The sequence below is a fragment of the Campylobacter sp. CNRCH_2014_2849 genome (assembly GCF_025772845.1).
Taxonomy (GTDB): Bacteria; Campylobacterota; Campylobacteria; order Campylobacterales; family Campylobacteraceae; genus Campylobacter_D; species Campylobacter_D lari_D.
The window spans coordinates 13,939-25,883 of sequence record NZ_JAKMSW010000006.1; the positions used below are offsets into that span (position 1 = coordinate 13,939).

The 11,945-nt window shown below is 30.8% G+C and carries 13 protein-coding genes; 6 read left to right on the top strand and 7 right to left on the bottom strand.

Annotated elements, in window-relative coordinates; translation table 11 throughout:
* Positions 1 to 3: 3 nt before the first annotated feature.
* From trpS to der, 3 genes are read right to left on the bottom strand one after another with little or no spacing between them, the layout of a single operon-like run.
* Positions 4 to 963, bottom strand: coding sequence for a tryptophan--tRNA ligase (trpS, locus tag L8X33_RS05015; protein WP_263664759.1), 960 nt, complete (start codon positions 961 to 963; stop codon positions 4 to 6).
* Positions 960 to 1,457, bottom strand: coding sequence for a shikimate kinase (locus tag L8X33_RS05020; protein ID WP_133319327.1), 498 nt, complete (start codon positions 1,455 to 1,457; stop codon positions 960 to 962). Before L8X33_RS05020 ends, trpS begins: the two co-directional genes overlap by 4 nt.
* Positions 1,441 to 2,826, bottom strand: a complete 1,386-nt coding sequence (gene der / locus L8X33_RS05025) for a ribosome biogenesis GTPase Der (protein WP_263670122.1) — start codon at positions 2,824 to 2,826, stop codon at positions 1,441 to 1,443. Before der ends, L8X33_RS05020 begins: the two co-directional genes overlap by 17 nt.
* A 99-nt stretch (positions 2,827 to 2,925) precedes the next feature.
* Here der and L8X33_RS05030 point away from each other — a divergent pair, with 99 nt between their 5' ends.
* From L8X33_RS05030 to pyrF, 6 genes are read left to right on the top strand one after another with little or no spacing between them, the layout of a single operon-like run.
* On the top strand, positions 2,926 to 3,858 hold the full coding sequence (locus L8X33_RS05030) for a DMT family transporter (protein ID WP_133319325.1): 933 nt from the start codon (positions 2,926 to 2,928) through the stop codon (positions 3,856 to 3,858).
* The gene (locus L8X33_RS05035; RefSeq protein ID WP_263670123.1) at positions 3,848 to 5,209 is read left to right on the top strand and encodes a uracil-xanthine permease family protein; all 1,362 of its coding nucleotides are present in this window, start codon (positions 3,848 to 3,850) and stop codon (positions 5,207 to 5,209) included. The genes L8X33_RS05030 and L8X33_RS05035 overlap by 11 nt, the downstream gene beginning before the upstream one ends.
* A gap of 19 nt (positions 5,210 to 5,228) precedes the next feature.
* Positions 5,229 to 6,032, top strand: coding sequence for a 3-deoxy-8-phosphooctulonate synthase (kdsA, locus tag L8X33_RS05040; RefSeq protein ID WP_263670124.1), 804 nt, complete (start codon positions 5,229 to 5,231; stop codon positions 6,030 to 6,032).
* Positions 6,033 to 6,044: 12 nt separating this feature from the next.
* Entirely contained in the window at positions 6,045 to 6,515 is a 471-nt protein-coding gene (gene ribE, locus L8X33_RS05045; protein WP_263670125.1) for a 6,7-dimethyl-8-ribityllumazine synthase, read from the top strand.
* A gap of 1 nt (position 6,516) precedes the next feature.
* On the top strand, positions 6,517 to 6,915 hold the full coding sequence (nusB, locus tag L8X33_RS05050) for a transcription antitermination factor NusB (RefSeq protein WP_133319322.1): 399 nt from the start codon (positions 6,517 to 6,519) through the stop codon (positions 6,913 to 6,915).
* Entirely contained in the window at positions 6,912 to 7,595 is a 684-nt protein-coding gene (pyrF, locus tag L8X33_RS05055) for an orotidine-5'-phosphate decarboxylase (protein WP_263665646.1), read from the top strand. Before nusB ends, pyrF begins: the two co-directional genes overlap by 4 nt.
* Before the next feature lie 10 nt (positions 7,596 to 7,605).
* Here pyrF and L8X33_RS05060 read toward each other — a convergent pair whose 3' ends face one another.
* From L8X33_RS05060 to L8X33_RS05075, 4 genes are read right to left on the bottom strand one after another with little or no spacing between them, the layout of a single operon-like run.
* Positions 7,606 to 8,019, bottom strand: coding sequence for an META domain-containing protein (locus tag L8X33_RS05060; protein WP_263670127.1), 414 nt, complete (start codon positions 8,017 to 8,019; stop codon positions 7,606 to 7,608).
* 17 nt (positions 8,020 to 8,036) lie between these two features.
* Positions 8,037 to 9,629: a methyl-accepting chemotaxis protein gene (locus L8X33_RS05065; RefSeq protein WP_263665645.1), complete on the bottom strand. Its 1,593-nt coding sequence runs from the start codon at positions 9,627 to 9,629 to the stop codon at positions 8,037 to 8,039.
* Positions 9,630 to 9,644: 15 nt separating this feature from the next.
* Complete coding sequence (purH, locus tag L8X33_RS05070; RefSeq protein WP_263666750.1) at positions 9,645 to 11,177, bottom strand: bifunctional phosphoribosylaminoimidazolecarboxamide formyltransferase/IMP cyclohydrolase; 1,533 nt, start codon at positions 11,175 to 11,177, stop codon at positions 9,645 to 9,647.
* Positions 11,177 to 11,944, bottom strand: a complete 768-nt coding sequence (locus L8X33_RS05075) for a DnaJ domain-containing protein (RefSeq protein ID WP_263670128.1) — start codon at positions 11,942 to 11,944, stop codon at positions 11,177 to 11,179. The genes purH and L8X33_RS05075 overlap by 1 nt, the downstream gene beginning before the upstream one ends.
* Between the last annotated feature and the right edge of the window lies 1 nt (position 11,945).

Below are 11,945 nucleotides of genomic sequence, written 5' to 3' on the forward strand. Positions count from 1 at the left end.
CTTTTATAGTCCTATTTTAGCATAAATTTTTTCCATTGTTTCTCGGGCTTGTTTTTTTGCTTTGCTTGCTCCAAATTCTAAAATCTCATCGATTTTAGAAGGATTAGCTAGTAATTTTTCATATTCTTCCTTAGCCGAGGCAAAATACTCACTAATGATTTCATTTAAATACATTTTAAAATGCCCATAGCCTTCACCACCTTTTTCATAACGGCTTTTTAAAGTTTCTTGTTTTGTTTTGTCTAAAAACAATTTTGCGATTTTAAATACATTACAATTTTGCCAATCTTTTGGATCTTCTAAAGCTGTACTATCTGTAACAATAGAAGAAATTTGTTTTTTAATAGCTTTTGGTGTATTGAAAATATCGATTGTGTTTTGATAAGACTTGCTCATTTTAGCTCCATCAGTACCAGGTACTACTGCAACTTCATCATTAACTTTAGCTTGAGGTAGGGTAAAAATTTCACCCCATTCATTATTTACTTTTAAAGCTATATCTCTTGCTATTTCAACATGTTGAATTTGATCTTTACCTACAGGAACTACTTGAGCATTAAAAAGTAAAATATCTGCAGCCATTAAAACAGGGTAAGAAAAAAGCCCATGGTTGGCATTTAAACCTTTGGCAATTTTATCTTTATAGCTATGTGCTCTTTCTAAAAGTCCCATTGGGGTAAATTGAGAAAGAATCCAATAAAGCTCCATCACTTCTTTTACATCACTTTGTAACCAAAATACGCTTTTTTGTGGATCAATTCCTAAACTTAAAAAAGCTGCCGCAGCTTTGAGTGAATTTTGTTTAAGTTTTTCCCCATTAAAATTTGAAGTCATAGCATGATAGTTTGCTATAAACATATACATTTGATTTTCTTCTTGCATATTTAGCATTTGTTTTATAGAGCCAAAATAATTTCCTATATGTAAATCCCCACTTGGCTGTAATCCTGTAATAATTCTCATTTTACCTCTTTTTTGATTTCTTTAATTATTTCTTGGATATTTTTGTTTTCAATATTTATAATGATATTTGCTTTTTTTTCATATTTTTTGATTCTTTGATCAAATAGTATTTTAGCATTGTTTGTGTTTGAAAATAAGGGTCTTGTGGCCAATTCTTCTTTATTTAGTCTTTGCAAGAGATAATCAAAACTTGCTTTTAAGTAAACGATAGTACCAATATTTTTTATTTTTTTTTGTTCTATGAAGCCACCACCGCTTGCAATAGAACAATTTTGCACATAAGTTAAAAACGAAACAAGTTTTTTTTCTTCTTTGCGAAATTTTTTTTCTCCATATGTTTTAAAAAATTCACTAATTTCAAGATTAAATTTTTCTTTGATTAAAACATCTGTATCTAAAAAAAATTTATCATATTTTTTTGCATAAGCCCTTGCTATAGTTGTTTTACCACAGCCCATAAATCCTACAAAAAGGAGGTTAGTTTTCTTGCTCATCTTTGCTACCTTTTTTTCTTGAAGCTAAAATTAAAGGTACACCTTCAAAGTTAAATTGTTTTCTAATTTGATTTTGTAAATATCGTTTATAACTAAAATGTAAAGCTTTTGGTCTATTCATAATTAGAGCTATTTTTGGAGGTGCTAAGTCGTATTGAACTGCATAATAAATTTTCACTAATTTACCATAATCATGTGGTAGCGGGTGGGCTCTTGTGGCTTCTTCTACCAAAGCATTTAATTTTGCTGTTGGAATTTTTTGGATGAAATTTGCAAAAACTTCTAAAATTTTATCCAAAAGCACGTGTATTCTTTTTCCACTTAAAGCTGATACGCTTACAACGGGCGCATAAGCTAGGAATTTAAAACGATCTAGTTTTAATTCTTTTAAAGTTTTATCAAAATCAAGTTCGCTTTTATCCCATTTATTAAGTACGATAATCACACCTAAACAATGTTTAGCAGCAAGTCCTGCAATACGCTCATCAAGTTCGTTAAAACCTTCAGCTGCGTCAAGTACTAAAAGTGCAATTTGAGCATTGGCTAGGGCATATTCAGTTCTATTAAGTGCATAACGCTCTAAACCCTGTATTTTCCCGCGTTTTCTAATACCTGCGGTATCTACAAATTCGATGATTTTATCTTTATGCATAATGCTTTCATTAACAGGATCAATTGTAGTGCCTGCTATATCGCTTACCACGCTACGTTCTTCTTTTACTAAAGCATTTAAAAGACTTGATTTTCCTACATTAACCCTGCCGATAATTCCCACTTTAATATGATTTTCATTAATAGTTTTTAGCTTAAAATCTCCGCTATTTTCATCAAAATTTTCTAAATAACTTTCAAAGTCTTCTTCTTCATCTGCATTTAAATAACTTTCATCTAAAAACTTACTAGCCCACATACAAAGCTCATCAATGCCTATATTATGTGTTACAGAGATATTAAAAACTTCTTTTACTCCAAAATTAGAAAATTCCCAAGATCTTTCCTCATCTTTTTTGTTATCGACTTTATTGATTACTAAAGCTATGGGTTTGTTGAGTTTTTTCATTTCATAAAAAAAAGCTTTATCTTCATCATCAGGTAAAAATTTTCCATCCACCATATAAAAGATAATATCACTATTTTTAGCAGCTTTAAGCGAATTTGCTTTGACATTTTTAAAAAGCTCATTACTCTCATCAAGCCCGCCGCTATCTATCAACAAAGCTTTTTTGCCATCAATTTCTACTTCTATTTTATTAGTATCTCTTGTAGTTCCACTTATGTCACTAGTTATCGCTATGCGCTTTCTTGCAAGTCTATTAAAAAGACTTGATTTGCCAACATTTGGTCTTCCTATTAAAATAATACTTTGCATTAATACTCATTTTTTAAATTTTTATTTGTGATTATATAAAAATTGCCTTAAAATTAAGCAAAAAAGACTAAAATAACAGGAATTTTATATGGAATTTATATGTTAAGAATAGTTAAAAAGAATTTAGGTATATATTTTATGATTATTGCTTCTATAGAATTTGCATTTGTAGGTGCTTGTGCAAAAATTCTTAGTGAAGAATTATCATCGATTGAAATTATGTTTTTTAGAAATATTATAGGCACAGCTTTTATGCTTTATGCGCTTTCAAAATTAAATTTTCATAAAAGTGGCGGACATCTTGGACTGCTTATTTTTAGAGGTATTATAGGAACGATCGCTTTATATCTTTTCTTTTATAATGTTTCTAATATTTCATTAGGTGGGGCTTTTGCTTTTCAAAAAACAGCGCCTATTTTTATAGCTTTGATTGCTTTTTTGTTTTTTAAAGAAAGTTTGGGATTAAAAGCTTGTTTTGGGATTTTGATTGCTTTTATAGGAGTATTATTAATCTGTCAGCCTTTTGCAGATAGCACTACGCATTCAGGTTTTGATTTAAAAAATAGTATTTTAGGAATTTTAAGCGGTTTTTGTGCAGCCTTGGCGCTAACTAGCGTAAGAGAGCTTAGAAAATCATACCCAGCGCCATTTATAGCTTTATCTTTTGTTTTAATTGGTACTTTGATGCCTTTAATGTCTATGATTGTAGGTTCTTTTTATGAAATAAAAGAGCTTGATTTTTTAATTGCTCCTTTTGTTATGCCTAGTCTTAAAGCTTGGATTTTTATTGTTTTGATGGGAATTTTTGGAGCAATGTATCAAATTCATGTTACTAAAGCTTATGGAGTAGCAAAAAAGGCAGGAGTTGTTGCGGGAGTTAGCTATATAGATGTAGTTTTTACTTTATTTTTGGGCATATTATTAGGAGATGAATTTCCTAGCTTAATGGTTTTTATAGGAATTTTTAGCATTATTTTAGGAGGAATTATTTTGGTTAGTAAGCAAACAAAAGGAAAGAAAAATGGAAAATAAAACAGATTTAATTTATGGTTTAGAAGATAGACCACCTTTTGCTAAGGCATTTTTTGCTGCATTAGTGCATTTAATGGCTATGTTTGTGGCTGTGATTACACCTGCTTTGTTAATTTGCAAAGGACTTGGAATAGATGATACTAATACGGCTAGAATTATTTGTATGTCGCTTTTTGCTTCAGGTGTTGCTTCGCTTTTGCAGATTAAAACTTGGGGTCCTATAGGGAGTGGACTTTTATCTATTCAAGGGACTAGTTTTAATTTTGTTGCACCTATTATTTTAGGTGGGCTTGTTTTAAAAAATAATGGTTTATCGCAAGAAGCAATGCTTGGAGCCATTTTTGGCACTTTAATGCTTTGTTCTACTACTGAAATGATTATTTCACAAATTTTACCTTTTATTAGAAGAGTGATTTCGCCTTTGGTTTCAGGTATAGTTGTGATGATTATAGGTCTTAGTTTGATTAATGTTGGCCTTGTGAGTGCAGGAGGTGGATTTGCGGCTAAGGCAAGTGGTGAATTTGGTTCTTTGCAAAATTTATTATTAGCCGGAGTTGTGATTTTAAGTATTGTTGTTTTAAATCGTTTTAATAATGCCTATATAAGAATTTCTTCTTTATTTATAGCTATGATAATAGGGCTTTTAGTAGCTATGACTTTTGAAAATTTTAGTTTTAATTTTAATGAAAATTTACCTTTAGTGTTTTTACCCGATCCTTTACATTATGGTTTGAGTATTGATTATAATCTTATTTTACCTTTGATTTTAGTTTTTATGGTAACTTCTTTAGAAACTATCGGCGATATTAGTGCTACTAGTGAAGTTTCAAATCAGCCAGTTAAAGGCGAACTTTATGCAAAAAGATTAAAAGGTGGGGTTTTGGCTAATGGTTTTAATTCCTTTGTTTCAGCCTTTTTTAATACTTTTCCAAATTCATGTTTTGGGCAAAATAATGGCGTTATAGCTTTAACAGGTGTTGCAAGTCGATATGTTGGATTTATTGTAGCTTTTATGTTGATGATTTTGGGTTTATTTCCTATTGTGGCTGATATTACTTTACAAATTCCAGAGCCTATTTTAGGTGGAGCAACTTTAGTAATGTTTGGTACTATAGCTGCAACGGGAGTTAGGATTATTTCTAAAGAAAATTTAAACCGTCGTTCTATTATCATCATAGCTATGAGTTTGGGTATAGGGCTTGGAGTTTCTAATAATCCTGATATTTTAGAATTTATGCCAATGTGGTTTAAAACTTTATTTTCTTCAGGGATTGCAGCAGGTGGGATTACGGCTATTATTTTAAATTGTGTTTTTCCGCTTGAAGAAAATGAAAAAAATAAAGTAAAATAATAAAAAATAAGGAAAAATAATGAAAAAAATGATACTAATAGCAGGTCCTTGTGTAATAGAAAATGAAGAACTTGTTTTTAAAGTTGCACAAGAGCTTGAATGCTTTTTAAAAGATGATAGAATTGATTTTTATTTTAAATCAAGTTTTGATAAAGCAAATAGAACTAGTATTAATAGTTTTAGAGGGCCAGGCATTGAAAAAGGCTTGGAAATTTTGCAAAAAGTTAAAGACAAATTTGGCATGCAAATTCTTACTGATATTCATGAAAGTTCTCAAGCGAGTGTTGCGGCTGAGGTTGTAGATGTTTTACAAATTCCAGCCTTTTTATGCAGGCAAACTGATTTATTAGTAGCTGCTGCTAAAACAAAAGCCAAGGTAAATGTAAAAAAAGGGCAATTTTTAAATCCTGAAGATATTAAATACAGCGTAGCTAAAATTTTACAAACTAGAGGCATTAATGAAGAAGGTTTTGAAATAGCCAAAGAAAATGGAGTTTTTGTAGCTGAGAGAGGTTCGAGTTTTGGCTATGGAAATTTGGTTGTAGATATGAGAAGTTTGGTTATCATGAGAAAATATGCTCCAGTTATTTTTGATGCTACTCATAGTGTGCAAATGCCAGGAGCAAATGGTGGAAGTAGTGGAGGCAAAAGTGAATTTGTAGAGCCATTAGCAAGAGCTGCTGCTAGTGTAGGCGTAGATGGATTTTTCTTTGAAACGCACATTGATCCTTGTAAAGCTTTATGCGATGGACCAAATATGCTTGATCTTTCAAGACTTAAAAACTGTGTAAATACGCTTTTAAAAATTCAAGAAATCATTTAAAAAAGGAAAATTATGAAGATAATAGAGGGAAATTTAAGTTTAAAAGGTGATGAGAAAATTGCGATTATCAATGCAAGATTTAATCATATCATCACAGATCGTTTAGTTGAAGGTGCTAAAGATGCTTTTTTAAGACATGGAGGCAAGGAAGAAAACTTAAGTCTTATTTTAGTGCCAGGTGCTTTTGAAATTCCTTTTGCATTAAAACAAGCTTGTGAGAGTAAAAAATTTGATGGAATTTGTTGTGTTGGAGCAGTAATTCGTGGAAGTACACCACATTTTGATTATGTAGCAGCTGAAACTACTAAAGGTATAGCAAGTATAGGGCTTGGAGCTAATGTGCCTGTGAGTTTTGGAGTTTTAACAACTGATACCTTAGAGCAAGCCATAGAAAGAGCAGGTAGTAAAGCAGGTAATAAGGGTTTTGAAGCTATGCTTACTGTAGTTGAAATGCTTAATTTAATCCAAAAAATTAAGGCTTAAAATGGCTACTAGACACCAAGTAAGACAAAGTATAGTTTCTTTGCTTTATGCAGCACAGTTAAATCAAGAAAATAAAGATTTTATCAATGAATTTTTGGATGAGAAAAAAATTCGCAATGACCAAAGAAAATTCACTCTAGATTTATATAATGGTATTAATGAGCAACTTACTTTGCTTGATGAGAAAATCAACGAGTGTTTAAAAGAGCACAAATTAGATGGAGTAGCTAGTATAGAAAAGGCCATTTTGCGTTTGGGTACTTATGAGATTTTATTTACTTCTACACAAAAAGCGATTATCATTAATGAGGCTATAGAGCTTGCAAAAGAAATGGCAGGAGATAATGCTCCTAAATTTATCAACGGGGTGTTGGATAAAATCAACAAGGAAAAGCAATGAAACTTTGTGTGGCTTTTGATGTGTCAAGTTATGATGAGTGTATTAGTTTGGCTAAAGAATTAAAAGGTTTAGATCTTTGGGTTAAAATAGGGCTTAGATCATATTTAAGAGATGGAGCAAAGCTTTTAGAGGCGATTAAAAAAGTGGATGATTTTAAAATCTTTTTAGATTTAAAGCTTTATGATATACCAAATACCATGGCAGATGCTTGCGAAGAGCTTGCTAAACTTGATGTGGATATGTTTAATATCCACGCAAGTGCAGGTAAAAGTGCTATGTGTATGATTATGGAGCGTTTAAGTGCTTTAAGCAAAAGACCTTTGGTGCTTGCTGTATCTGCTTTAACTAGTTTTGATGAGCAAGAATTTTTTAGTATATACAAACAAGATATCAAACAAGCTGTTAAGGAATTTTCTAAAATTAGCTATGAAAGCGGTCTTGATGGTATGGTTTGTTCGGTATATGAGAGCTTATTGATTAAAGAAAATACAAATACAAATTTTATTACACTAACTCCTGGAATTCGTCCTTTTAAAGAAAATTTAGATGATCAAAAAAGAGTAGCTGATATACAGTGTGCTAAGGATAATCTGTCAGATTTTATCGTGGTTGGAAGACCTATTTATAAGGCAAAAGAACCTAGAATGGTTTGTGAGAATATATTAGAGCATTTAAAATAAGCCTCTAGGCTTATTTTAAATAAATTTTCATTTTCTTATTTTCTAAAATAATTCCATCATCATCACTAATAATTTGAAATTCTCCATTAAAATATCTTAAGAAGTCGTTTTCAAATTTCATAGATTCTTGATCGCAAAGCATTTTTGTCGAAGCAAGATTATCTTCTATTTTGATACTACTTCCTTGATCTTTATAGTTTCCAAAAAATCTATTACATCCTGATACACCAAAAACTCTTTTATCTTTATTATCAAAACTAATGCTTGCTTTAGCATTTTGAGGAAGTTCATGATTTTTTCCATTAGTTTCATAAGAACTTATAGTAAATTCTTTATTTTGTAAATCATCAACACTTAAATTTGCCACAGAACACCCACTAAAAATAGCTAAGCTCGCTATACTTAATATGATTATTTTTTTCATTTTTATACTCCTTTGATTTATACATGAAAATGTTTTAATTCATCCTCTAAATTTTGACAAACTATATTTAACTCATGAGCAACATCTAATAAAATTTTTGAAATTTCTTCATTTTTATCACTTAATTTTACCGTTTCTTGCATTTTATCAAGCAAAGATTGTAAAGTTTCTTGTGTGCTTGAAATTTTTTGCATGCAAGCATTTGCTAAATCTCTTGCATTTTCATTGCAAACTTTTACTTCATTGGTTCCTTCTACAAGTTCTTTTGCATCTTGATTTAAAGAGTTAATTTCGTTAGCATTGTGTTTTAACTCTTTAGAAACTTCATTGATACTATCTACTAATTGTTTGGTTACGATGGCAATATTTTTTAAAAATTCTTCTGAATTTTGAGCAAGATTTCTTACATCTTCAGCAATAACTGAAAAGCCGCGACCAAATTCTCCAGCACGCGCAGCTTCAATACCTGCATTTAAAGATAATAGATTGGTTTTATCAGCAATTTCTCCCATCATGTCAGAAGCTTTTTTAATCTCTTCTGCTTGTTTTTCCATAACTTCTACTTTTTGAGATAATATATCTTCATTTTCAGCTACAACTTTTACCTTATCTACTACTTGATTTAATGAGTCAAGCATGGTGTTTAAAACTTCAAAAGATTTTGTATTGGCTTTATTTGCGTTATTTGAAAGTTCAGCAAGATCTTGTAATTCTGTATGAATTTGCTCACTTAAATGATAAGATTCATCAGTTTTTGTATGACCTTCTTTAGTTCTATTTGCTAGATCAAGTGCATTAGCATTTAAAAGTTTAGATTGTTTATCTACCATTTGAGAGTTTTTATTAGTAGAAACTACTGCATTTTGAATTTTTTCAATAAATTGGTTGATGTAGGTGCAAGCTTTACCTATTTCATCGGTGCTTTTTATATTAATTCTTGCGCGTAAATCTCCATCGCCGCTAGCTAGTTCTTTAGCGTGTTTTAAAAGATCTAAAACAGGATTACCTACAACTATTTTCAAGATATAAAGTACGGCAAAAACGGTAAAAAGTAAAGCAACGCTAAAGATTATAATATAAGTTCTAGCTGAACTTGCCAAATCATCATCTACATGTTTTAAATCATTATACATATCCATAACACCCAAAACATCGCCTTCTTTAGCATTAGCATGACAAGCAAGACAACCTTTATTGGCGATAAGTGGGCGTATAAGTCTTAGATAATGTCCTTGATCGTTATTGATTTCAACGGCTTTAATTTCTGGCTTGTTAAATTGCTCGTTGATAATACTCTCATCACTTTTTGTAAAATGTTGTATTTCAAAGAGCTCAATTGTGCTTTTTGAAGGATAAATTTTAATATCTTTTATACCTTCTATTTCACCAGCATCTTTTATAGCTTGTTCTATAATAGCAGGATCGCCCAAATTCATTGCCATTCTTAATGTTTGAAAAACAGAAGTGCTTAAAGTATCTAAATGTGCACGGCTGATTCTATCTGTAGTTTGTTGAGAATCTTTTTGTAAGATAATCTGCATGATAATAAAACTAATTAGCAATGTAGAAATCATTGCTAAAGATATTTTTGCACCTATGCTTTTAAACATTTAAAACTCCTTTTATTAGTGTAAAAAGTGTCTTATGCCGCTAAAGTATAATGCAATACCATACTCATTAGCAGCTTGAATAATATCCTCATCTCTTATGCTTCCACCTGGTTCAATGATGGCTTTTACTCCTATTTTGCTAGCCTCATCTATACTATCTCTAAATGGAAAGAAAGCTTCGCTTGCTAAAACACAACCATTTAGATCAAGCCCCATTTCCTTGGCTTTATTAATAGCTGCTTTAGCTGCATCGATACGACTTGTCATACCCATACCAATGGCTACCATAGCTCCATTTTTTACATAAACTACATTGTTTGATTTAGTAAATGCAGCAATTTTCATAGCTATTTCAAGATCTTTTAATTCTTGTTCATTAGCTTTTCTTTCGCTTTTTAAAATCGCATTTTTTAATTCATCTTCTTTAACTTCATCACTATCTTGATATACAAAACCACCATCTATGTGTTTAAAATCATATTTATCATAAGCTCTAGTTAAAAATGGCGCTTTTTGTGTAAAGATTTTAATACGCTTTTTATCTTTAAAAACTTCCAAAGCATCATCGTCTACATTTGCTGCAATGATTACTTCTATATAAATTTCATTGATTTTTTGCGCTAATTCTTTATCTAAAGTTCCATTGATAGCAACAACTCCTCCATAAGCACTCAAGGTATCGCATTTAAGAGCATGGATATAGCTTTGGAGTAAGTTTTCTTTTATGGCAAATCCGCAAGCATTTGCATGTTTGACTATGGCTACTGCCGGAGCTTTATCAAAAGCACTTGCTAAATTTAAAGCCGCGTTAATATCGGTTAGATTGTTAAAACTTGCTTCACCTTTTAAGGTTGTAAAATTGTGTGTGAAAAAGTCATCAAATTCATATAAAGCACCTTTTTGATGAGGGTTTTCTCCATATCTTGTGTCAAACACTTTTTGACCTACGATAAATTTACTTGCACCAAAGCCACCATTAAAACGCTCATTCATATAGTTTGCTATGTAAGCATCATAATTTGCTGTATGCTCATAAGCTTTGATCATCAATGCTCTTCTAAAATCAAGATTTAAGGTATTATCTTTTAAAGCTTGTATGATTTTATCATAGTCTAAAATATCACAAACGACAATGACATTTTTAAAGTTTTTTGCACCACTGCGTATCATAGCAGGACCACCAATGTCGATATTTTCTACAATCTCATCAAAATCTTGGGTCAAAATTGTAGTTTTTTTGAAAGGATATAAATTCACACAAAGTAAGTCTATGCTTTCGATGTTGTAATCTTTGGCTTGTTTTTGATGATCTTCATTTTCTCTTTTGTATAAAATTCCACCATGAATTTTTGGGTGTAATGTTTTAACACGCCCTTCAAACATTTCAGGGCTTTGAGTAAATTCACTAACTTCTTGTACTTGTAAATTATTTTCTTTTAAAAGCTTATAAGTACCTCCGGTGGATAAAAGCTCATAACCTAATTTAGTAAGTTCGCTAGCAAATTCTACAACACCTTCTTTATCACTCACACTAATTAGTGCTTTCATTAATTTTTCCTTTCTATATATTGTTTTAAAAATTCATATGATTCATTAATTTCTTGAAATTTTTTAACACCTTCTTTGATTTTTTCTTCATCACTATTGTTTGCGTTTAAAATATCAGGGTGGTATTTTTTGGCAAGTTCTCTATAGCGTTTTTTAAGCTCTTGTAAGTTTGCATTTTCATTTAAGCCTAAAATTTCACAAGCCTTTTGTAAATTCATACCTGTATTTTGTGTTTGCATAGAGTTTAAAAGTTTTTCAAGTATATTTACATCAAGTTCAAAAGCTCTAATGATAGCTCTTAAGACATCTTTTTTGGTATTGTTAAGTTCTCCATCAATCAAAGCCATTGCTACTAAGACATTTAAAATATTAATTCTTTCTTGTTGTGGTAAAGGCACTTCTTTGATAAACTCTTTGACTATATCAAAAGTATCATTTAAAGTGTTTTTATGTTCATTAAAACATTGTTTTAAAAAATCTCTTTCTTTTTTATCTTTAGCATTATAATCAAGAATTTGTGAGATCATGTTTGCTTCATTCTCGCTAACTCTACCATCACTTTTTGCTATTTTTGCTAAAAGCGCTATAACATAATAGTTTAATCTCCTTTTAAAGCCATCAATCCTTTCTTCATGATAGCCTTGTTTAAAGCCTTGAGAGAAGCTTTTAGCTCCTTTTTTGAAAGAGCCTAAAAGATCATCTTTGCCCCAAGTTTTGTAATACCAATAAAATGCAAGAATTGCTAATACCAATAAAACAAAAAGCATT